The following is a 22,813-nucleotide window of genomic DNA, read 5'->3' on the forward strand; positions in this document are numbered from 1 at the left end:
GAACTGGATTTTCCGATCTCCCCCCTTTACAAGGGGGGATTAAGGGGGGTAATTAAACCCAAAATGTAACTTTTACTGATTGATTTGGCAATAAACGCGGATCTTCTCCACGAGATATAGCTGCCATAATTGACTCGACAAATATATGAATTGTGTCCGCAGGCGTATTATAAAATTGTGTGCCGTATTTAGCGATCGCTTCCCCCTGAATACCCAAAATTTCCACATCTTGGCGGATAATGTGTTGAGCAGTCCACCGCACAAAGGGACGTGCTAATTTATTCCAGATGCCATAGTTGTAGGTGACATCTGTGTAAACCAGAGTTGAATTATCGGTTTCTGGAATAGATTGACTGGTAATGAACAAATGGCGATTATGTGCCATCTTATACTCTACAGAGGTAATATTTGGCATATAAAAGCGATCGCTATGTTTAATCTCTGCACCCTGCAAATTCAGAAAACGGCTGTACCATCCCAAGTTACTATTTTCATTGCGATACTCCACCAAAACCGAACCATTACAGCGTTCTACAGTCATCTCTAACTTTTGTTGGCGGGAAGTACGGAAAACACCAGGATGAACAAAAGCCGTATGGGGAATATCGATAAAGTTCTCCGCACAATTAGTCACATTGTTAGCAAAACGGTTAATTACCCGCACCGTCTCCCATCCTATTTGTCCGTAGTAAGGCATAGAAAAGGGTTCAAGATCAACGCTTGGCGTATCGGCTAACCGCACATAAACATAGCCATCTTGTTCTTTGGTAGCGTAACACTTGGCTCGACGCTGTAGGGAAGGTTTGAAATCATCTCCTTCAGCTGGAACAGCAATAACGTTCCCAACGCCGTCATATACCCAACCATGATAGGGACATTGTAAAGCACCGTTACAGATTTTACCTGATGATAGACGGCTATTGCGGTGTAAACAGCGATCGCGCAAAGCTACGGGTTGTCCATCTTCACCACGAAATATCGCTAACCATTCTCCTAAAACGGTGCGTGATAATACTTGGTTAGGTTGTAGCTGTTCGCTGAGTGCGACAATGTACCAGAAATCTGCAAATTGCATGGTGGGTGGGAGCGATCGTATTTAAATTATGGCAATGTCTTGGGTAGACATTGCTATTTTATTTTGTTTATTCAGGCAAGTTATCCGCACAAATCATTTGAGTAAGTTTACATTAGATTAGATATGTATTAATTAAATTCAAGATGTATGCTAACCCTTCAGGCAAATAGTCTCAATTGGGCTTTGGAACATGCGCTGAGGTATGGTGATACTGATGTGTTTCCACTTACATTTGAGTATGAGGCTATACAACATGATTGGACTGAGCTTCGTAGATGGTTGGAAGGACAAAATATTCTTGAATGGCAAGTACGCCCACATCGTACTCTACTCTCACCTAAAGCTAAACATGGGTTTAGGGTAATAACACAGCTAGACCCACTCGATTTTCTTATCTTTGCTGCTACTATCCGAGAAATTGCGCCTGATATTGAAGCAAGTCGAATTCCTGTCAACCAGAAAATAGTTTTTTCATATCGATTTGCAGCAGGAACAGACGGTCAATTATTTGACTCTAATATTGGCTATGAAGCATTTTTAAACCAAGCTCGATTTATATTGCAAGATAATGCAATAAACTTTGTCACTATTACTGACATTGCTGACTTTTACCCACGCATATATCACCATCGTTTAGAGAATGCCTTACATAGCACTACTAACCGTCAGTCTCATGTTAAAGCAATAATGCGTCTATTAGCTGGCTGGAATGGAACAGAAACTTTTGGAATTCCAGTTGGCAATGCTCCATCACGTTTACTTGCTGAAATAACTCTCTCAGATGTGGATGAGGCTCTTCTTGCAAACAGAGTACGCTTTATTCGCTTCAATGATGACTATCGAATTTTTGCACAAAGTTACGCAGAGGCTTACCGTCATCTCGCTTTTCTAGCTGATGTGTTGTTTCGCAATCACGGTCTTACACTTCAGCTACAAAAAACTAATATTCTTGATAATAACTTATTCATAAACCGCTTTTTATCATCACCAGAAGACCGTGAATTAGATTCTTTGAAAGTAGGCTTCAAGCGCCTTATCACTGAGCTAGGGTTGGCCGATCCGTATGAAAGAATTAATTATGATGATTTAACTCAATCTCAACAGGAACTGATTAACTCTCTAAATCTTGTCAAACTGTTTCGTAATGAAATTGATGTTGATGGTGAGCCAGATTTAATGCTCATTAGATTTGTGTTACGGCGAATGGGTCAACTTGGGGATGCTTCGATAATAGACGACGTATTAGATAATTTGGAAGTCCTACATCCTGCATTCCCAGACATTATTCAGTATCTCAAAAGGCTTACTCATCTATCAGACGAAGAACGTAGTAGTATTGGAGCAAGACTCATCGACTTGTTAAAAGATTCAATTATTAGCGAGCTTGACTATCATAGAATGTGGGCACTGGATCTGTTTACCCATTCAACTGAATGGAACAATCAGGATAAATTTTTTGAATTACTCGTATCTGCAAGAGACACTTTGAGCAAACGGCAACTGATCCTGGCAATGGGAAGAGCATCACAACGTCATTGGTTTCAGTCACAATGGCGTAGTCTGTTTGATGAACCTCATTGGTCGCGTCGGGCTTTGCTTGCAGGAGCTAGTTGTATGCCTGTTGATGCGCGAAAGCATTGGTATCGGTCTGTTGAGGCTAGACTCGATCCCCTTGAAAGGGCTGTAATGAAGTGGGCAAGGCAATATCCGTTTGGTATTTAAAGTTCCTGCCGTATAAAAATTACTCTAATGTATAAACCACCATAATCAGCACTGCGTATCTAGCAAAAGTTTCACTCCTCACCATCCTCAAATGCTGCTAACATCTCATTGGGTAAAGGAGCGTTAAAGTCCTCTGGCACTACAAAACGCCCTTTATCCTGTCCTAAACTATCGCGGCGATTTGATGAAGTGCGAAATGGAACCAATTTGGCAACAGGAATGCCTCTGTCAGAAATAATGATTTCTTCTCCATGCTCTACCCGCAACAAAAGCTGTGAGAGATTCGTTTCAGCTTGATGGATATTTACAGTTTCCATGATTTTATTTAAGTCTCTAAATTGAGTTTAACCAATTCATCCTTCCATTAACCATTACTGTGAAATAAGCTTTCTGAATTCGCTTTTAGTGGGTAGAAATACAACGCTTTTGGTTAAAAGGAAAACTGATTGTCAATTTGATATGGTAAATATCTAACTCGCTAGAGACATCAAAGATTTTAAATATAGCTCGATTTCCACTGCTAGAAAATCACTAAACGTATCATGACTTTTGACAAAATAAGGCTCTTGCTGCCCTTCGCAATATGAGTAAGTTGGTGGATTATCACCTTCTGAAAGCCTAAAAAAGCTAAACTGATAACCCTGGTGCATGAAAAATACAAAAGCATCCTCTGGTAAAGCTTCAGAAAAATCATTTTCTACCAAAAGTTCTTTAGCCCATTCTTGAATTTGCGGTAGATGTTGGTAAAAGCAATCAGAACCACGCAAAAACTTACCTGCACCATGCCCCATCATCTTGAGAAAATCTTTGTAAATACTGGGCAAAGTAATACCTTGTTGTTGTTCAAATTGAATTATTTCCAAATCTGAACATGGCAAAAGCTGATTTTCGTTAAGAATAAGCTGAAGTGGTTCGGGTAAATTGCGAATTGACATTTATACCGACTCCTTTACGCAATGTTTCCGTGATGTACATCTAGCTGAATGTTCGGGAAAGTTTGCCTAAACTGCTTAATGACATACTCACACGAATCACATTGCTCTCTCTCGGTGAATAACTCAATCTTACCGTTTACTTCTCTGTTATTTGTATATTTTTCGGCAATCGCTTCTAATATTTTGTACTCAGAGTCTAAATCTCTTCGGTGTCCGGTAAATTCAAAGGTTTCAAACATCGGTTGATTCGGTAAAATAACCGCTCCCTCTCGCAATAGCTTACCACTAAAGGCAAATAGCTCGGAAAACGTCTCATCTACCCATACTCTAGCAATAGCAACATTTCGGGCTGGTGCTGGCACGTTACAAGTTTTACGAATTTCTGCGACGCGCTTTAAGCAATCCATACTTGCTTTTTTAGTTGTTTTTAAATCACCATCTAAATCTTACGAATTTCAACATTACCTGTAACATTAACTTGACACGCTAACCGCGCATGAGGATTGTTAGCTGCTAAAGTCTCCAGCATTTCGTGTTCATCAGGTTGAGGAGGCGGAATATCACCAATAACCTCAACCAAACAAGTTCCACAAATACCAGTCCGACAACCAAATAGAACAGGTGAATTCTGAATCGTAAGATGTTCAGACAAACTTTGATGACATTCCAAAGTTATAGAAATAAAATCACTTTCTGGAAACGATATATTGCAGAAGTAAGGCATAATACGAAATCATTTTACCTAAACAACACTCTTCCATTCCTCTGTGCGCCTCTGCGTCTCTGCGTGAGCTAAAAATAAATCCTCTCGGTGTTCAAAACCTTGAAAAGCTCTTTTTTGAGTCGCCAAATATCGAGAAATTGAATTAGTAGCCATCAGTGACATATCCCGATTACGTTGCCAAATATAATCGAGTTTTTCAACATACACCTGATAAGATTTCATCGCCTCCTGATGAGTTGAAAAACTGCGCTGCAATCCTTCCGACTCCTCCGTAAAACAACGCCGCATCATTTCTTTAGTATCCCTGTCACTCATCTCAAAAATTGGCGATCGCAACACCCGATAAATCTTGCCATACAGCGCCGGATCGTACCAAAATATCCCGTTAATTGCAGCAGAAAAATGAAAATGATCGCGCTGACATCCTAGCAATCCTAAATTAGCAACCAGTCGCTCATAAGCAGTCGGTGGCTTAAGGCAGGTAATAATATCGTGAGATATAATTGTCGAACTATTGAAGTGAAAGCTTTCATCCATGAAGTGATAATAGGAGACTTTAGCAGGAATTGGAGCAGCTTCAAGATGGGGATGTTTTTGATAATAATTGCTGAGTTTGTGCTGTACTAACTTACCGTTTAGTGTCCGAACTCCCCGGACAGTGAAATACTGACAAGCCAAAAAAGTATTATTCGCAGAAATTAGCCCAAAGTATTGAAGTTGAATTTTTTTCCACCAAGTTTTTAGGGCATTGGTGTCAGCATAAACCATCGTTTCTGTAAAGGGGCCGCGCATAGGGTAGGTAAAGATAAGTTCCCCAAACAACGCTTGTTCAACCTGTTTGGCAATTGTGCGGAAGGCGTTAATGTGCGATCGCTCTTGGGCGGATTCCAAATCTAATGTATCGCAGATTAAGCGAAAATCTTCTTGGGCGTAAAGTCCGGCTGCACTGGTTTGATTGAAAAAGATAGTTGCAATTTCAGCAGAAACAATTTGTGAGTAGTAAGCTACCCAGTAAAGTTGGTTCAAAATTATACGCTGATGTTGGCTAGACTGTTCCCATAAAGGTGTGCCATATAGCAGAGAAAATTCTTCTGGATTCCAATACTCGTTTTGACAATCCTCATAGCGAAACTTGGTGACAGCTTCATCCATTAAAGCAGTATGATCTTGCTGTTTGTTGCGGGTGTGGTTAATTTGTAATTTGCGATGAATAGTTTTTTCCATATCCGTTTTTATTTTACGCAGAGATAAGATTGATATTTATTACACACATTGATGGGCGGGGAGTGGTTCAAAGGCTCCGCGTTCTTCTAAATTTTGCAGGATAGACTGGGCTGATTTTCCTCCCATGAGCGATCGCAATATTTGTAATCGCGTTCCACTGTGGGTTTCTGTATCTAGTTCTTCTAAAATTTGGATTTTTTGCGATCGCGTCAGATGTCCTTTCACTTGTTCAATTGCTGCGAGTAAGCTTTGTGGCCCCACCTGCACCATAAACAAAAACTGTGCCAATACATCGAGAATTGTTGTTTGACTCAATGCTGAAACAGTAATTTGATTAAACAAGGTGGTTCCCGTGGCGTGATGACGAGATTCAGATTGTAAAAAACTGGAAAAAAGTTCTGCTAAAACTGGATAGTGGCATTCCTTCGCTAAACGCCGATAATGGCTTAAACCCCATCCTTCTAAAACGACTTGCAGCACAAACAACAAAACTGTTTTATCCACACTTTCAACCACTTCTGATAATAAGCGCAAAAATGGATCGTCCGTGCTATTTACTTCCATTTCTGGTAAAAAATGGCTAATTTGGTGAAGGTGGGTAGCTTCATCAGCCGTAAACAATGCATAAAGCATTCGTTCTTCAACTGTTTCGGCTAACAGTACCATTTTTGCCATGTAGCCAACACCTGCTTTCTCAATAAAATATGATTCTTCTAATAAACTGCGGTTAGCAAGTTCCAGAATAGAAAATTGTTCATCAATATTAGATTGCTGAAAAATTTGGACTTGATGTAAGTTAAAAAATTCAGCATCCCAATAATTTAATTGGGGATAATTATCATAATTCTTCTGATTAGATAAGGCTGCTGTTAATATCCGTCGTAAACGGTCATCAGAATCTGTGTGTGGTAGGTCAAAACCGACAATGTTATATTTTGAATCCATGTTCAGGGCTAGGTGTTGATAGGGTTTGAATATTTGGATAATTAACAGTGTCCCAAGTTGCCCAGGTTAAAGCTTTTTGTTGATTAACGTGCTGAATAAATTCCAGAATAGATTGATCTGCTTTAGTAGGAGTCTTTAAATCAAACTGAATTGTTTGAAATACCTGTGTATCCCCTTTTGCAAAGTAATTACCAACTTGCTGAGTTAACCATAATAAACCACGATTTAAAATCCATCCCCAAAATCCCGGACGCTTGGGAGTGACAAGAATTGTTTGCCCTTCAGTTTTACCACCTTCTATCATTCGCAGTGTAAATATAATGTAGAAGTGCAGGAAATCCGGGCCTAGCGTCACAGTGCCAGTACTGCCATACCAGTAACACATACTATAAGTAACTTCGTTGCGATATAGAGGACGAATCAGGCGAATTAACCAAGAATCATCCCCTCCCCGTGTAGTGTTGCTGAAGGTAATAGCGTTAGGATTGATGTTTTGAGAATCAAATATAATCTCTAAGGGCAAATTGTGTACTGTATTGAAATGGTGAGCATCAATCGCATTAATTAGTAAGACATTGGGATGGCAGTTTTTGACAAATCGAGTCCCCAATATATAATCGCAATCTGTCTGTTCTAATTCTGGTACGAAGGGCAGCAAACTTGGCTTTTCTTCTCCCACCCAAACCCAAATCATGCCGTATTTTTCTGCCGTGTGCCAAGTTTTAATACACACAGGTAGCGGTTTTCCCAAAGAAGGAACATCTACACAAATTCCGCGACTGTCATACTTCCAATTATGAAAAAAGCAGCGAATTCCATCACCTTCTACCTTACCTTCTGCTAAATGAGCGCCCATGTGAGGGCAATAAGCATCTATAGCTACTACCTGATCGCTAACTCCCCGATAAATTGCCAGATTTCTACCTAGCAATGTTATAGCTTTTACCTTCCCAATTTTTAATTTTTTTGATGGTAATGTCCAGTACCATCCCTTTATAAATTGTGTCGGGTTGTTAAAGTTTGATTGTGGGTTTGTAGATACCATAAAAATTAAATGAGAACACAATCTTGCACAAATTGTAACGATGATTCTGACTCCCACATCCGTTTTCCAGCACGAGTGAGATTGTCATAGTTAATTTCAGTTAAACAAACTAATTCATCCCCTAATCGATAGCCGGGGTTTTTTTCTTCAAAAAACTGGATATGGGGGTTAGTCTGTCTTCCTGTGGGGATTTCAATTAACGCCTCACAGAGAATTTGGGGATGCGGAAAATTGACGATACCAGTTGATTCTTGGTATAAACTACCATAGTATTCGCGTGCTAAACTCACCATCAGATTTGTAATATCGGCAGGTGTTGTAACATCATAACGCGGATAGAAATCTTGCCAAAAAGTAGGCAGAAAACGATAAGTGCGAAAACCAGAGCAAATTAGCAGCCAGTAAAGTTTATTTTCTGCATAGTGTTGACGCAAAAAATTGATAGCGGCAATCCAACTACGTGGTAGTGTTGTACTCGACCAAGCACTAGGATCAACAATAGTGTCGCCGGAATATACCACACTAATTTTTTCTCCCAAAAAAGTCTTTTGGCATAACATCAAAGTTGAAAATCCTTTGAGTGTGTTGGATGTTTCATCTTTCAATAACAAAACCCAGTTTTTACGCTCTAGATCAATTTCAAAACCATCCCAGGTTATACCTTGAAAGTGATTTTGCAGCAGCGCATACATGGCGGTGCGATCGCTTGATTGCAACTTTTCAACAGGAATCAGCAAACTTTTCATTACTCGTAAATTACTTAGGTTTTATTTGTATTATATTTAATTAAAACTTTATCGACCATTATGGTAAATTTACGGTGTAATGTGACAGATTTCAGAATGGTTATCTACATTACAATTCGGTATTTACATCTTGCACCTTTTAAATCAGAGTTGAAGTAAATCGCGCACTCTACAAAATAATTAAGATGTATTTAGATTGAGAAACAAAACGCAACATTACCAAAGCTTTTATTGGGTTATGCGATCTTTAATCTAGCCTATTATTCTACACCCCTATTTTTTGACCATCGAGACGGTTTTAGCTGATTTACATACTCCATATATTCAGCTAATGGCCGATCGATACTAAGGAGCAACTTCGGATTAAAGCGAATATTGTCGTAAATTTTGCCATCTTCATCTCTGAGCATATAGTAAGCCAAGCGAGTACAGAACAGCAAAAACTGACTTAGCAGATATCCCACAATACCTTGACGCTTTTCAGTTACATAAATCGGTTGAATTCTCGTTCTTCCAGGTGCAATTGGAGTATAAGCATATATCATAAACAGTGGCGGAAGAAGCCTGACATCTTTCATCATTGTTAACAACCCAATGCAACCATGAGCATAACGCATTGAATATTGATATGTAGAACCAAGAAATCTTTGACCTAACTTTTCTCTCCAAGTGGTTTGAGGGAATTGTCCCCGCATTGTAAAGTCAATTTGCGTCCCTAATTCGCTGCGATATAGTGACAGATCCATTTTGATGTCTAAATGATGAATTGTTTTTAAATGTTGAGCATCAATCCCATTCATCATACAAATATGGTGATGGCAACTTCTTACAAATGCAATATCAGCTTTTGCAACAATTTCTTTACCCTTCAATTCATCAAAATCAGCCACTCCCTCTGATGCTTTAGCATCTGGATAAATCCAGATAAATCCATATTTTTCCTCTGTTGCATAAGCTTGTAATTTAGCTTGAGTAGGAATTTCTGATTGACAGGGAATATTTTGACAAATCCCTGTCTCATCAAATGCCCAATGATGAAATGCACAACGAATCCAATTACCATCAACCTTCCCAATTCCTAAATCTGTTCCCAAATGAGGACAGTAAGCATCCAAAGCTCGTATTTGCCCATCTTCGCCTCTAAAAATGGCAATTTTATGACCGCATACTTCTACAGATTTTGCTATTTTTTTAGGAATTTCATGACTAGGACAGGCAATATACCAACCCTTAGCAATTACATTCCAATTATTAAATATTTGCATAATTGTTTGATAGATAATTATTTAATATTTCTTGTCGTTGGCGAATATCATCTTGATATTTACCCATCAAAATTCTAAATAACATTTTACCTAAACAATAAGAAGCTCGCCAAGAGAAAACAGCATCTTGTAAATTAATATGGCTACGCTCAAACAAAAAATGTCCAGTTAATCCCAACAATTGAGTTAACGGTAAGCCCAAGAGCAACCAAAAGTTTTGCAATTTCCAACTATAAAAGAGTAAACTGTAAAAAAAGAATATTCCGAGAATGTGTAAAGTAATATTAATTGGATGTTGATGTTTAAGAAGAAAAATATCCCAATAGTCTGTAAAAGGATGATCTATAATTTGATTATTAATTCGATTTCTCAAACTTTTTTGAGGATTAGAATTGATATTACTCATAAGAGAGTTTGTAAAAAAGCGATATATTTTATACATCAATAGTCATTATCAGCCACACAAATACCTTTACATTTAATACCGTTCGTAGCAGTGCGCTGACAATGAGGACATAGAACTTTTTCATTTTCTGTTTCTTTATTTATATTTATGTTTATACTACTGCTTGCCTGTAGCTTATCTTTATCGGTCTGGAGTTTTACATTCATAAGGATAGAGGAATTTTTCCCTTTTAAAATGTTATAAGGATGATCTATAATTTGATTATTAATCCCATTTCTGAAACTTTGTTGAGGATTAGAATTCATGTCATTCATGAGAAGAGAGATGAAATGCATTATTAAATCACGTTATTCGAGGAAAAAGAGCTAATGCCTTTTTTGAGTATTTCCAACTTATAGCCTAAAGATTCTGGCTTATCATCAAACCTATCTAGTAGTTTGTTCAATAGTAAATTTAACTCAAGCAGTGTTTTTGACTGAAGAATTTTATAAATATCTTGTCCTAGTAAATAGATATTTGCATCAAGGAACTCAATTACTCTATCAGCAAGTTCCTCTGCTAGTTCATTATAAACTCGATCATCATCTTCATATTTTGATAAAATAAAATCAATATCCTCTAAATCTTTGTTTGTGCGCTCTCCGCGATCTCCCCAAGCAAAAATTTTGAGAACTATAAAAGCTGGTATGTCGATTACTTGTATTTCAAAATCATCAATAGTAATATGTTTGGCAGATAACATCGCTTCAGTAAACCCTAAAACGTTCATTGAATTGCCTGTTTCAGACCAAACAATTTTTTGATCGGGTTCACCAATTTCTCCGAAAGGTACAATGTCCACTTCGATACTAGTCTTAATATGTATAAATTTGTGAGGATTTCTTGTATCCTCAAAACAAGGAGAATCACCATTTATTAGAGCTTCACAAATTTGTTGATAATCTTCCCAGCTATCTATAGATATTGCAATATCCCAGTCTTTTGTTCCTCTCCCTTTTCCAAATTTCTGATCAAATATTAGTAACCTAGCACCGGCACCAACTACAATCATTGGTATATTTAATGCACTAAAAATGTTTACTAAATCAGATAATACTTGTTTTTCGTTAGATTCAATCATTATTTTGATTTATTTCTTCAATATATTTATTGTAAATAATTTGAGCAGTTTCTTTTAATCGACTGTTACCAGTCCGAACTAATTCTGCATGAATTAGTAATGGGTGAACAATATTCTTTGCCAAGTTTCTAAATTCATTTTGTTGGCAGTTGTCGTGACCAAAACTTTGAAGCAACACAATCTTCCCCTCAGAATCAGGCTTTAGCTTTAGCTTGACTGCTATCTGACGATCATTGATATTTTTATTGAGATGTAGCGTCGCACTAATAGGGCGAAGATATTGGGTTATTATTGAGGCAGCAAGTTCACCACCTATTAAGTATCCATATACATCTGCATATTCTTTAATCTCAGCTTCAACCTCGGAGAAATTTCGTTTCCCTATAGGAGTAAATGTTCCAAGTAGTAATTTTGCACGTAATATTTCAGAGTATCCTAACTCCCATCGCTCAAGAAGTTTAACATAATTAATGATTTCATATCCTCTATTTTTACGTCTAATATAATCTAGCTCTTGAAGTTTTGTAAGTGTGTTTTTTATTGTTTTTGGAGTAACACCAGAAATGTAAGCGATTTTTTCATCTAAATATTCTTTCACAGAAATACATCTTGGCTCCTTCAGCAAAACATATATGATTTGCAAAGCGGCAGCCGTAATTTCTAAAGATTTATTTGTGCTGTCTTTTAAAACTTGATTGCGAACTACTATATAAATTTCTGGACTATTCAAATAAATGTTGCCATCAACATCAATAAACTCAATATTTCTTTCTAAAAGTTGATCGACAACTAAACTAGATAACCTACGTGTAATGAGCAAAGGTCTTTGTCCATGATTTAGTTTTTTACCTAAATTTGCAAAATATTCTGCAACTTGCTCAATTAAATCATTGGTAAGTCCAGTTTTAATTTCACATATATAATTGACAGTTGTATGAGATGTGTTAATAATTAATTGCCCATCTGCTAAAGCTTCATTAGAACAATAAGGTTCTTCTTTGATGACTGCCTTAATATTGGGTAGCGATTCAAGATAAGCAAGACATTTCTGAAACAGTGGGTTACTTGGGTGCATGAATTATTCACCACCTAACGACATATAAAGTTAATTATAACTCTCGATTATTATTTTAATAATTAATCCAGTTCAACCGGGAAACAAAACTGTTCCCAATTTTTCACGCCCCAAGCGATCGCTCACTTCACCCCTATAAACAACCCGAACCCCATTAATATAAACAGCTTGCACAATCTCATCCGAACCACGCTTAACCATCCGAGGTTCACCATCTAAAACCGGATCTGATATCTGCACCTGCGGGCTAATTGGCTGATTTAAAGCATTGGGATCGAGTAAAACTATATCCGCTTTCGCACCAACTTTCAGAACTCCCGTATCAAGACGAAACCAACCAGCAGGTTCTCCGGTAACGCGGCAAATCGCAGCTTCAGGTGAAAGAAACTTGGTTGCAACTGCTTGTTTGAGCAAAGACAAAGCTCCATCATAGTAGCCCAGGTTACGCACATGAGCGCCAGCATCGGTAAAACCAGGCAAAATATGCGGATGCTGCATCATCGCTAAACGGGGTTTTAGGCGATCGTTTGCTCCTGTCGCCACCCAGCGTAAATCTGTATCGTATTTTTGTAATGCGTGGATAAATAAATCTACTGGTTCTTGTTGCTTTTGACGAGCAATTTGGGCAAAACTTAACCCTTGCCAACTTGCTTCAGGACAGTGAATAACTTCCATCAAATCTAACCGACGATGGAATGATTTACGCCATTTACTCAGCCATTCTTGGCGAAACTGACGACGAAATATTTCCGATGCCCATAGTTGTTGCCTTTGTTCTCGTGACTGACAGCCATTGAGTTGTGCGCCTGTGGAGAATTCTTCAAATAAGGGAGTCACAGATCCATCAGAGTAAATAGTGAAGGGTTCGGTTAGGGTTTGAAAGCGCACATTCCCATTTAGAAGCCGATTCCAAATAAACAGTAGAGGGGAAAATATTCGCCATAATTTGCGATCGTGTACGGCATCTAAGGCTGAGAGGACTGTTAGCCGCAGTGGTTTTTGTCCAATTCCTGAACCCATACGCAAAATATCCACAAAGGAAGCAAGGCGTTGTAAATTGGGTGTGACTTGAAAAACGCGATCGCACCGCCGACACAAATTCGCCAACATTGCATATTCTTTAAATTTGGCGTGTTGAGAAGGAATTGTGCAGCCTTGCCATTCTCCACTCATCCGATGCCAGGGAAACATATCAATAGAAATGCCAATAAAGCCAGCATCTATTGCATCTCTGGCTATGCGCTGCATAAGATTTAGTTCAAATTTTGTCGGCTGAACAGTTAAGCTGCGTTCTAATCCCATCACATGAGCGCGTAAGGCACTGTGTCCAAACATTGGGGCAACATTAGGGCCAAGGGGTAATTGTTGTAAATGCTGTAAATATTCTGCTGGTGTCTGCCAGGAAACCGACTTTTGTAGCCATTTTGCAATCAGCCGATGTGAAAGTGTCTCTACCCTCTGAAAAATATCAGCCAGGATTTGGGGTTCTGCGATCGCAACAGACAAGCTACAGTTACCAATAACCACGCTGGTAACACCATGACGCACTGATTCGCTCAATCCTGGTGCAATTTCCAACTCTAAATCGTAATGAGTATGAATATCTATAAATCCAGGTGTCACCCATAATCCAGAAGCATCAAACACTTCACGGGCTTCAACAGGTAAAGATGAAGCAATTTCCACAATCTGTCCATTTTCAATCCCAACATCGCCGCGAACAGGTGCAGATCCCAAACCATCAAAAATTAATCCGTTTTGAATCAGCAAATCCAACATGATTCTTTGTTGCCTTTTGGTTGTTATTGGATCTGTTTAGGGTAATTATAGGCTGGGAATTTATTGGAAATGGCGATCGCTTGTATTTAAATAATCATCAATTTGCCGATAACCTGTGGTTAATTGGCGAGTGCATTCCATCTGTTATGGAACTTATTACTCTTCCATTTTGTTGTAGATAACTTTATATACGTGAATACCAATGCGAAGATCCTGTTTAGTTAAATGAGTTTTAGTTCCAACGAGCATTCCTGCTTCTGCAACTTCAATAAGATTCTTTTCAAACTCCAATGACTCACATTTTTGCTCTTCAAAGATAACTGGAAGCTCAAAAGCTATCCTATCTCCAAGTCTGAGGGACGATGCTTCAATTTTTATACCCAAAATTCCTTTACTTTCTATAAAACGTTCTATTGTGCCAATAAACTCATAGTGACTTGGCAAAATATTTATTCGTCCTACTTGGTAGAATAAATCTTTTATTTGTTTATGATTCCATTTATTTTGAACAAAACTTCTTGCTAGTCGATGCAAATCCCATGTCGTTAGAAGTCCAATTTGTTGTTCTTTGGCTACATCTAAAATTTCTTGTCTAAAAGGTAAAGCATTATCCCGTTCAAGAGGTGGAATATGTCTCTGATGGTTAATTATGGTTAAACCCTGAATCTTAACGCTTTCCCATTCTCTCATCCGCAGTACAACGTACTTTTGCACTGCTAGAGCATCATCATCACAAGGAAAGCCTTTGATTCCCTTCACTTCAAGTAGTAGCGTTGTTTCATAGTCATGAATCTGCAAATCTTCCCTGTTTTGCTTCTCGATACCTTGCGCTGCTAATTCCTGAGCGGCATCTTTAATTTGTTTAAATCCTAGTATTTGCAAAGTTTTTATGATTGCCTGGACTAGTGCATCTCCTGTTTCTGTCAGTAGATTAAATAGATAAGCATTAGTATTTTTCTCATTTTCTATTTCTTGTTCTAAAACTGCCACCTTTAAATTTGCTTCTTCACGTATTCCAACTATCTTTTGATGTAATCTATTCACTTGAGGTAAAGTATATTCAACTCGATGTATCCAACTTGCATATTCTTGTTCTGGGAATAGAGATGGTACTAAATCTGGTAATATCTGCTCAATTAATTTAGTAGTAAAAGCCGCTTTTTCTTCAGATTAGGTAAAATCAGAATCCATCCTTTTCTTCCGTCTGATGGGAACATTAAGCCAGCGACATCATTACCAAATTTATTTTTTAACAATGGTAGCCATTCTTGTTTTAACCATGAACCTAAAGAAAGCGTACAATTATAAGTTGCTTCTTCTAAATGTTCCGATAGCAATAATATAATTGGCCAATTTTTAGGAAGCTGTTGAGGAAAGTTGAGCATCGCACCATGATCATTCCCAATTTTATAGTTAGCTTGATCACCAAGGATAGTCAGAAAATTCCAATTATTAGAATTTGTTTCTTTTTTAGGGTGAAACATTGAGTAGTAGTTTTTGTAACCCCAGTAATAATTTTGGATTTCAAGGGCATCTGCGAAAATTACAAAGATTCCCCCTGTGTTTAAAATTCTGTCAAAATCAGGCTTTACCAAGTAACTCGAAAAAGGTCGTGGGTTGACATAGCCTTGTCCATGCTCAACCCACCATTGGTCTATATCCTCTTGTGGCTTTTCTATATCTTCCTTTATAGAAGCGCAGCTAAGGTCATAACACATATCAATAACTATAATTTCCTGTTCCTTATAATCATGAGGTAAACTTAACGTGCGACACAGAGGAAATAAATCGTTTTTTTGTTTAACCTTGTAAGGATCTCCTAGACTACCTACTGATACGTTATAACCTTTAGCTTCTAAAACTTTGGCTGCATCTTCAGCCATATCAATAAATAGAATTTTAGGATGCTGGTACTTTGGCATTTTGCTCTATTAATTTAGATACTATTGAAGCCGAAAACAGAGAACACTATTTTTACTTTAGCTTGTACGCACGCAATTCTGCCAGGTCAACGTTATACTTCGTTTTTATCAGGCATTTTGACCATGATGTTCAGTGTTAACCCAGTGCGATCGCTCATTCTTACGATTTCCTCAGCTAAACTTATGCAACACCATATCCCGTATATTGCCTAACATTTTGCGGGTGAAATCCTAAGACAATTTTATCTTTAGGAATTCCAGCAGCTTCTAATTCATAGGTAACACCATCTTCTGTGTCATCCCGTTGTACCCAGATTTTGCCATCAATAATATCAATATGAACTAAGCAACCGTGAATTCTTTTAACACCGTCCCAACCAATAGTTATCAGCAAATAGCTGTCATTTTCGCTATCAAAGACTGTTTTACACTCAATAACTGCGTAGGAATAAGGAATTTGTGTATAAGGTACTAACACCTCTTTGATGATGCGTCGATAGTTATCTAAGGTATCCATTGGATAATCCTCTCAGTTTCAGGATTGAAAACAAGTAAATTTAGATTTTCACTTTCTATTAAAAGTGTACCAATTGGTTCTTCAAATAAAGCTGTGAATACGCTCTCACGCACTGCTAGGTATAATATTCTATCAGGCTCTACGCGACTGATAACAGCACGATACAGAATAAATCCGCCGATGGCATTTTTGAGGTCTGCCATTTCTGAAGGACTGACAAAACTTTTAATTTCTACTGCTATTTTTTTAGTTCCTTGTTCTGCGGCTAAAAGTTGTTTTGCTCCTAAATCTACATACATATCTTTTTGACCCCATTTTAAATGCAGGGGATCATCTGTAATTATCCAGCCTTCTTTAATTAAAGAATTTTTAACAGCATCGTGATAGATATCTTTTGCAGGCATATTAGATTTTATTTTATTTATTTCTATAATCACTGTCAGGAATTTGACCACGATGCTCAGTTTTAACCCAGCGCGATCGCTCCCTTTGCACACACATCTTTAAAGTTGTCACAATCATTACAGGAATCCAATGCATCATGTATAATGAACCTTGAATTGTTGCCCAAACCAAAGACCATCCTCGTAAATTTTGAAATTGATAAAGTCCAGCAATAAAAGCAATTGTCAAAATGATGCTGAGTAGTGTCTGGAGGGGAAACAGAACTGGATGATGGCTATAAAATATTGTCCAAAGTAAGTCTGGTATTAGTCCAATTGGTAGAAGAAATTGCAATAAGAAAAACAATAGTAAATCAATTTCTTTCGCCCAACCTAAAGTAAGAATTTGAGGAAAATAATCCAAGTAACGCTGATAGCCACCTTCAGACCAACGACAGCGTTGATGCCAAAGTTTTTCCCAAGTAGTTACACCTTCTTCTTGAATTGATGGAACTGTAACAAACTCAATTTCTGCATCTGCTAAATAGAGTTTGAAGCAAAGATCCAAATCATCGGTGACAGTGTTCTCATTCCAACCTTGACACTTTTCTAACAATTCCCGACGAACTAACATCCCATTACCACGCAGTTCAGACATTCCACCAATAGCAATGCGATGGGTTTGCAGAAAGCTATCACAGTTCATTTCCATCTGCTGGCAACGGGTTAAGAAATTGGTATTAGCATTAGAAATCGCTTTTCGTACTTGCACTGCACCGATCGCTTGCTTCTGAAACAGAGGTACTGTTTGCTGAAGAAAATTGGCAGGTAACTGAGCATCCGCATCACAGACTAAGATAATCTCCCCTTGGGTAAAGGGAAACACCGCATTCAACGCACCTGATTTACCACCTTTTGATTCTCGTCGATGAACTTGTAAAGATGGAAATTGAGTTTGTAATTCTCTCAAAACTTGGGGGGTTTCATCAGTACTGCCGTCATCAACAACCCAAATATCTAGGCGATCGCTGGGATAATTCAAGTGGCATAGGCTGTAAACTAGATTAGCCAAGACTGAACTTTCATTTTTAGCCGGAACTAAAATCGAGACTGGCGGTAAATAAATCTCACTCTCCATCACCGCCACGGCTGGTTTTGCTAACAGCATCCGTAACGTTTGCACAGTCAGGACTGCCGTTAATCCCAGCATCAACCATTGTGTTTCTGGTAGCCAGTGCAGCAAACTCACGCCACCCCAAACTAATAAAACTACTATGGTTGCTTTGAGACGGCGATGAAAGCTAGTATTTTTACTGAGCTGATAGGTGCTTCTTCCCACTTTATTTGTTATATCCTTTGGGTTCGTGGCTTAGTCCTGCGGCGTAATAGTAACATCGTTGCTGCTCCCAGAAGGAAACCGCCTACCCCTGCTGCAACTGCTAGAATGCGCCCCAATTGTTGAGCAGCATTCAACACTGGGTTATTCAGGAGATTTGAGGAGAAATGCAGCGATTGAATCGTCCATTTATCTTGGAGTTTTTGCAGTACTGCTGTCCATCGCAAGGCCATATCAGCCGCTTTGCCATCTTTGAAAGAGAAAGATGCAATCGCTTCTCCAGAGGCAACATCTATTTCTGGAGTAAGAAATGTTCTGAGAGTATCTCCCTTGAGTTGCATTTTGATATCTTTAATGGAACTGGAAAACTGCTGATTCCAGTACTTTTCAAACTCAGGAACTTTGTGAAAAATCTGATTATCAACTGTTGTGATTGTGAAATTTGGGTGCAAGTAAGGCTGTATTTTGGAAAAATCGCGGGTGTTTATGGCTTGCAGAGCAATATCCCGCGTGCGAATAATTGCATTTATCTCCTGTGGGTTGACATCTGCTAGAGCGTATTGGGGTAGATTCCAAATTACCAACACTAACGTAATACTCCAAAGTAGCTGAGTGCATTTGTATATGCTTGCCCATCTCTGTTTCATGAGCTAAAAAACCTGTAGATTGGGTGACGCTTACTGATAATTGTTTTAATCTTAATACCCACATTCTGCCACTTCTGTTGACTGGCGCTGATTAAAAGAATTTTTGCAAAGATGTTTCGACTCCCTTCCCCGCAGAGGTACGACTACGATACCTCAGCTCCGCTCGGCACAAGTCAGGGCAAGTCGCTCAACAATCAGGCAGGAGGCAGGAAGCTTTCCGCAGATACCCGCCGCAAATCTGGTACACTATGTCTTAGTTGGCGCTGTCGCAAAATCTCAACTCCCGCGACTGTCGCCACTCTATAAATTTTTTCCATATACACAAGCTTTAATTTGGTAGGGTGCGTTATGGAATTTATTCCTAACTCACCTAAAATCTCTACAAAACTACAAAATGAGATTATCGAGTTATGAGGCTGAGAAATCTAAACTTTGCCGAAAAGAGATCAGCAGTTCATTCAATACAGCCATGTCAATTAAAAATGCATCATGTCCGTGGGTTGAATTCAGCCACGCCAGTTGAGCATTAGGGATTAAATTTGCCAATTCTTGTTGTTCTACTGGAGGATAGAGGATGTCAGAATCAATTGCGACAACTAAAGTCGGTTGCTGGATGCTTTGCAAAATAGATTCATAATCTAACAATTCAGGACTGGTGCGATCGCGTGCAACATTATGGCGATCCATTGCGTGGGTGAGGATAATGTAAGTATTGGCATCAAACCGTTCTGTCAGCTTTTGACCCTGATGTTGTAAGTAACTGACTATAGTAAACTGCTCAGATGCATCATACTCGCGTCCAAAGCGGCTTGTAAAACTATCCCAAGAACGGTAAGTAGACATCGCCATCATCCGCGCTACTGCTAGTCCTTGGTTGGGTGGCGCATCGAGGGTATAGTTCCCTCCTTGCCAGTTTGGATCGGCATAAATTGCCTGTCTTTGGGCTTCACTTAATCCAATACACCAAGCTGAATGTCTGCCAGAAACAGCAATGGGTGCAATTCCTTTCACTTTTTCTGGATATAACAACGCCCACTCCAGTGCTTGCATTCCACCGAGTGAGCCACCAATTACTAACCGCAGAGATTGAACACCCATGTATTTTAGTAGTGCAGCTTGCAGGTGAACCATATCTCGGATTGTAATCTTAGGGAAGGATACGCCATAATGGTTTCCCGTTATGGGGTTAATAGTAGTTGGCCCAGTTGTGCCGTAACAACTTCCCAAAATGTTGCTGCATACAATAAAGTCGCGTTCTGGATTGAAGGCTTTTCCCGAACCAAACAAAGGTTCCCACCAATCATCAGCGTCAGCCGAACCAGTTAAGGCATGACAAATTAGTACCCCATTATCGCCTTGAGCATTTAACTGTCCCCAAGTGCGATAGGCAACCTGAACCCCAATTAATGTTTCGCCCCCTTCAAGTTGAAATGGTACTGTAAGGTGGTAAAACTGGGTTTGCGGCGAGATGAAGTCTGAGTAGATCATATCTAGGAGTGAGGAGATGGGGAGGCAGAGGAGCAGAGGGGCAGGGGAGCAAGGGAGCAAGGGAGCAAGGGAGCAAGAAAGAAGTTGCAGTCAGTTTCCGCCCCTCTGCCCCTCTGCCCCTCTGCCCCTCTGCCCCTCTGCCCCTCTGCCTCTTGTCCCCAATGCCCAATTGAGAGCTAAATTCTAACTTGCTGGAATGCCTGCTCAAAATCTTCTTTGATGTCGTCGATATGTTCAATTCCCACTGATACTCGCACCAAATCGGGTGTCACACCTGCTGAAAGCTGTTCGTCATTACTTAGCTGTTGATGGGTTGTGGAAGCAGGATGAATAACGAGGGTTTTCGCATCACCAACGTTTGCTAAATGACTCGCTAATTTCACATGATTAATAAAAGCTCTACCCGCCTCTAGTCCACCTTTAATGCCAAAGTTTAAAACTCCCCCAAAGCCATGCCGGAGATATTTTTTCGCTCGTTCATGATATGGGTGATTAGGAAGTCCGGGATAATTAACCCATAATACTTGCTCTTGCTGCTCTAACCACCGAGCTAATTCTAGGGCATTGCTCACATGACGCTCTACACGTAAAGAGAGAGTTTCTAATCCTTGCAGTAACAGAAAGGCGTTAAATGGACTCAAGCACGGGCCAAAATCTCGCAATCCCTCGACTCTGGCGCGAATAATAAAGGCAATGTTACCAAAGGAACCATTGGGGCCAAAGACTTCTTGGAAATTCAGCCCATGATAGCCGGGTGCTGGCTCAGTAAATAGAGGAAATTTGCCATTACCCCAGTCAAATTTACCCGAATCGACAATTACGCCACCGATGGAAGTACCATGTCCACCAATCCATTTAGTTGCAGATTCCACTACGATATCTGCACCATGTTCAATTGGCCGAGCTAGATACCCACCAGCACCGAAGGTATTATCCACAATTAAAGGAATGCCGTTTTCGTGGGCAATGTGAGCTAAAGCGGCAAAGTCGGGAATGTTGAATTGCGGATTGCCAATGGTTTCAACGTATAATGCTTTCGTGCGATCGTCGATCGCTTGACGAAAACTTTCTGGGTCATCTCCCTCAACAAACTTGACTTTAATTCCTAAGCGTGGTAGAGAAACTTTAAACTGATTATATGTTCCACCATACAGAAAACTAGTGGAAACAATATTATCCCCAGCCTGAGCGATGGTAGTGATCGCCAAGAATTGCGCCGCTTGCCCACTAGCGGTTGCTAATGCTGCTACACCTCCTTCTAAGGCAGCAATCCGCTTTTCAAATACATCCGTCGTCGGGTTCATGATGCGGGTGTAAATGTTGCCAAATTCCTGGAGAGCAAATAACCGCGCTCCGTGGTCTGTGTCGTCAAAAACGTAGGAAGTCGTTTGGTAAATCGGTACAGCACGAGCATTCGTTCCAGGAGCTGGCTCTTGTCCAGCATGAACTTGCAGGGTTTCAAAACGATATTGTTCTGACATAAGCAGTTATTTGAGTTTCCAATTATACAAACAAGCAATAATAATTGAGCCTTGTTTGGGATAAATCAACGGCAATTCGCAAGGCTTACCGTATTTTAACTGGTTGTGTCCAGGATTCTTCATCTTTAGCACAACAAGTTTGGTATAACTTACTCACTCAGTTTTTTATTTTTAAGCAGAACTAACTTAGCGATCGCCACAGTAACAATTTCATTAGGCTCAAGGCTGAATAGTCTTTGCCGACTGGTTAAATAACAAATCTCGTAACTTATCTGGATCGAGCGCTTCAGTTTTGAATGCTTCTGCTTTTTCGTAGGCGCGAATTGTTGCTGGACGCGCTTTTATTGTCTCAAACCAGCGCTTGAGGTGAGGAAAATCCTCTAGGTTTTGACTTTGGAGTTCATGCGGCACAATCCAGGGATAAGCAGCAATATCGGCGATGGAATAATCGCCAGCCACAAATTCTTTATCTGCTAGTTGCTTATTTAGCACTGCATATAAGCGTCCCGTCTCGTTCACGTAGCGGTTAATCGCATATTCAATCTTTTCGGGAGCATAAGTACTAAAGTGATGATTTTGTCCCGCCATTGGCCCTAATCCTGCCATTTGCCAGAACAACCATTCTAAAACTTGAGTGCGCTCGCGTAAATCTTGGGGGATTAATTTCCCGGTTTTTTCTGCCAAATATAGCAAGATTGACCCAGACTCAAATACCGAAATTGGCGCACCTCCATCTGTTGGCTCGCGGTCAACGATCGCAGGCATACGATTGTTAGGAGATATCTTCAAAAATTCTGGCTTAAATTGATCCCCAGCCGCAATATTCACAGGAATTATGGTGTATGGTAAGCCGACTTCTTCCAAAAAAATTGTGATTTTATGACCGTTTGGAGTTGCCCAATAGTAAAGTTCAATCATGGTTCTTTTCCTAAAATTGCGCGATTGCTTTGTAGGTTAATAGTGTGTTACAGACATCTC

27 protein-coding genes are annotated in these 22,813 nt (G+C 39.4%); 2 read left to right on the top strand and 25 right to left on the bottom strand.

The features are described from left to right. Window positions 1-52 precede the first annotated feature (52 nt). On the bottom strand, window positions 53-1,075 hold the full coding sequence (locus V7K84_RS08005) for an aromatic ring-hydroxylating dioxygenase subunit alpha (protein ID WP_334837265.1): 1,023 nt from the start codon (window positions 1,073-1,075) through the stop codon (window positions 53-55). Between the two features lie 216 nt (window positions 1,076-1,291). Here V7K84_RS08005 and V7K84_RS08010 point away from each other — a divergent pair, with 216 nt between their 5' ends. Then, a complete protein-coding gene (locus tag V7K84_RS08010; RefSeq protein WP_334837266.1) occupies window positions 1,292-2,797 on the top strand; it encodes an RNA-directed DNA polymerase in 1,506 nt (501 codons plus the stop codon). A gap of 71 nt (window positions 2,798-2,868) precedes the next feature. On the opposite strand, the gene V7K84_RS08015 is transcribed toward V7K84_RS08010, so the two are convergent. From V7K84_RS08015 to V7K84_RS08125, 23 genes are all read right to left on the bottom strand, one after another. Further along, a complete protein-coding gene (locus tag V7K84_RS08015; protein ID WP_334837267.1) occupies window positions 2,869-3,114 on the bottom strand; it encodes a type II toxin-antitoxin system Phd/YefM family antitoxin in 246 nt (81 codons plus the stop codon). A gap of 153 nt (window positions 3,115-3,267) precedes the next feature. Next, complete coding sequence (locus V7K84_RS08020) at window positions 3,268-3,732, bottom strand: SMI1/KNR4 family protein (RefSeq protein WP_334837268.1); 465 nt, start codon at window positions 3,730-3,732, stop codon at window positions 3,268-3,270. A gap of 14 nt (window positions 3,733-3,746) precedes the next feature. Further along, on the bottom strand, window positions 3,747-4,139 hold the full coding sequence (locus tag V7K84_RS08025) for a deaminase domain-containing protein (RefSeq protein WP_334837269.1): 393 nt from the start codon (window positions 4,137-4,139) through the stop codon (window positions 3,747-3,749). A gap of 32 nt (window positions 4,140-4,171) precedes the next feature. Next, a complete protein-coding gene (locus V7K84_RS08030) occupies window positions 4,172-4,456 on the bottom strand; it encodes a 2Fe-2S iron-sulfur cluster binding domain-containing protein (RefSeq protein WP_334837270.1) in 285 nt (94 codons plus the stop codon). Between the two features lie 18 nt (window positions 4,457-4,474). Beyond that, window positions 4,475-5,680 (bottom strand): P-aminobenzoate N-oxygenase AurF, encoded by a 1,206-nt coding sequence (locus V7K84_RS08035; RefSeq protein ID WP_334837271.1) that lies wholly within the window; start codon window positions 5,678-5,680, stop codon window positions 4,475-4,477. A gap of 39 nt (window positions 5,681-5,719) precedes the next feature. Continuing rightward, window positions 5,720-6,625 carry a ferritin-like domain-containing protein gene (locus V7K84_RS08040; RefSeq protein WP_334837272.1) on the bottom strand — a complete coding sequence of 302 codons (906 nt, stop codon included), beginning with the start codon at window positions 6,623-6,625 and terminating at the stop codon, window positions 5,720-5,722. Then, window positions 6,609-7,670: an aromatic ring-hydroxylating dioxygenase subunit alpha gene (locus V7K84_RS08045; protein ID WP_334837273.1), complete on the bottom strand. Its 1,062-nt coding sequence runs from the start codon at window positions 7,668-7,670 to the stop codon at window positions 6,609-6,611. The genes V7K84_RS08040 and V7K84_RS08045 overlap by 17 nt, the downstream gene beginning before the upstream one ends. A 5-nt stretch (window positions 7,671-7,675) precedes the next feature. Beyond that, on the bottom strand, window positions 7,676-8,416 hold the full coding sequence (locus V7K84_RS08050) for a hypothetical protein (protein ID WP_334837274.1): 741 nt from the start codon (window positions 8,414-8,416) through the stop codon (window positions 7,676-7,678). 260 nt (window positions 8,417-8,676) lie between these two features. Beyond that, on the bottom strand, window positions 8,677-9,681 hold the full coding sequence (locus V7K84_RS08055) for an aromatic ring-hydroxylating dioxygenase subunit alpha (RefSeq protein WP_334837275.1): 1,005 nt from the start codon (window positions 9,679-9,681) through the stop codon (window positions 8,677-8,679). Then, window positions 9,668-10,087: an Mpo1-like protein gene (locus V7K84_RS08060; protein WP_334837276.1), complete on the bottom strand. Its 420-nt coding sequence runs from the start codon at window positions 10,085-10,087 to the stop codon at window positions 9,668-9,670. The genes V7K84_RS08055 and V7K84_RS08060 overlap by 14 nt, the downstream gene beginning before the upstream one ends. Before the next feature lie 35 nt (window positions 10,088-10,122). Next, window positions 10,123-10,392: a hypothetical protein gene (locus V7K84_RS08065; RefSeq protein ID WP_334837429.1), complete on the bottom strand. Its 270-nt coding sequence runs from the start codon at window positions 10,390-10,392 to the stop codon at window positions 10,123-10,125. Between the two features lie 32 nt (window positions 10,393-10,424). Continuing rightward, window positions 10,425-11,207: a nucleotidyl transferase AbiEii/AbiGii toxin family protein gene (locus tag V7K84_RS08070; RefSeq protein ID WP_334837277.1), complete on the bottom strand. Its 783-nt coding sequence runs from the start codon at window positions 11,205-11,207 to the stop codon at window positions 10,425-10,427. Continuing rightward, window positions 11,200-12,282, bottom strand: a complete 1,083-nt coding sequence (locus tag V7K84_RS08075) for a type IV toxin-antitoxin system AbiEi family antitoxin (protein WP_334837278.1) — start codon at window positions 12,280-12,282, stop codon at window positions 11,200-11,202. Before V7K84_RS08075 ends, V7K84_RS08070 begins: the two co-directional genes overlap by 8 nt. A 72-nt stretch (window positions 12,283-12,354) precedes the next feature. Then, window positions 12,355-14,061, bottom strand: a complete 1,707-nt coding sequence (locus V7K84_RS08080) for an N-acyl-D-amino-acid deacylase family protein (RefSeq protein WP_334837279.1) — start codon at window positions 14,059-14,061, stop codon at window positions 12,355-12,357. Between the two features lie 156 nt (window positions 14,062-14,217). Next, on the bottom strand, window positions 14,218-15,105 hold the full coding sequence (locus tag V7K84_RS08085; protein ID WP_334837280.1) for a hypothetical protein: 888 nt from the start codon (window positions 15,103-15,105) through the stop codon (window positions 14,218-14,220). Window positions 15,106-15,197: 92 nt separating this feature from the next. After that, window positions 15,198-15,983 (bottom strand): hypothetical protein, encoded by a 786-nt coding sequence (locus V7K84_RS08090; protein ID WP_334837281.1) that lies wholly within the window; start codon window positions 15,981-15,983, stop codon window positions 15,198-15,200. 181 nt (window positions 15,984-16,164) lie between these two features. Continuing rightward, the gene (locus V7K84_RS08095; RefSeq protein WP_334837282.1) at window positions 16,165-16,500 is read right to left on the bottom strand and encodes a XisI protein; all 336 of its coding nucleotides are present in this window, start codon (window positions 16,498-16,500) and stop codon (window positions 16,165-16,167) included. Continuing rightward, window positions 16,488-16,904 carry a XisH family protein gene (locus tag V7K84_RS08100; RefSeq protein WP_334837283.1) on the bottom strand — a complete coding sequence of 139 codons (417 nt, stop codon included), beginning with the start codon at window positions 16,902-16,904 and terminating at the stop codon, window positions 16,488-16,490. Before V7K84_RS08100 ends, V7K84_RS08095 begins: the two co-directional genes overlap by 13 nt. A gap of 13 nt (window positions 16,905-16,917) precedes the next feature. Then, the gene (locus tag V7K84_RS08105) at window positions 16,918-18,222 is read right to left on the bottom strand and encodes a glycosyltransferase (RefSeq protein WP_334837284.1); all 1,305 of its coding nucleotides are present in this window, start codon (window positions 18,220-18,222) and stop codon (window positions 16,918-16,920) included. 8 nt (window positions 18,223-18,230) lie between these two features. Continuing rightward, window positions 18,231-18,866 carry a YybH family protein gene (locus V7K84_RS08110; protein ID WP_334837285.1) on the bottom strand — a complete coding sequence of 212 codons (636 nt, stop codon included), beginning with the start codon at window positions 18,864-18,866 and terminating at the stop codon, window positions 18,231-18,233. Window positions 18,867-19,060: 194 nt separating this feature from the next. Then, window positions 19,061-19,183, bottom strand: a complete 123-nt coding sequence (locus V7K84_RS08115; RefSeq protein WP_334837286.1) for a hypothetical protein — start codon at window positions 19,181-19,183, stop codon at window positions 19,061-19,063. Window positions 19,184-19,274: 91 nt separating this feature from the next. Next, window positions 19,275-20,354: a homoserine O-acetyltransferase MetX gene (metX, locus tag V7K84_RS08120; protein WP_334837287.1), complete on the bottom strand. Its 1,080-nt coding sequence runs from the start codon at window positions 20,352-20,354 to the stop codon at window positions 19,275-19,277. A 176-nt stretch (window positions 20,355-20,530) separates the two neighbouring features. Further along, a complete protein-coding gene (locus tag V7K84_RS08125) occupies window positions 20,531-21,835 on the bottom strand; it encodes an O-acetylhomoserine aminocarboxypropyltransferase/cysteine synthase family protein (RefSeq protein ID WP_334837288.1) in 1,305 nt (434 codons plus the stop codon). Between the two features lie 44 nt (window positions 21,836-21,879). On the opposite strand from V7K84_RS08125, the gene V7K84_RS08130 reads away from it, so the two are divergent. After that, entirely contained in the window at window positions 21,880-22,020 is a 141-nt protein-coding gene (locus V7K84_RS08130; protein ID WP_334837289.1) for a hypothetical protein, read from the top strand. A gap of 34 nt (window positions 22,021-22,054) precedes the next feature. Here the strand turns inward: V7K84_RS08130 and V7K84_RS08135 are convergent, their stop codons facing one another. Then, window positions 22,055-22,753: a glutathione binding-like protein gene (locus V7K84_RS08135; protein ID WP_334837290.1), complete on the bottom strand. Its 699-nt coding sequence runs from the start codon at window positions 22,751-22,753 to the stop codon at window positions 22,055-22,057. Between the last annotated feature and the right edge of the window lie 60 nt (window positions 22,754-22,813).

The organism is Nostoc sp. (assembly GCF_036917315.1).
GTDB lineage: Bacteria > Cyanobacteriota > Cyanobacteriia > Cyanobacteriales > Nostocaceae > Nostoc.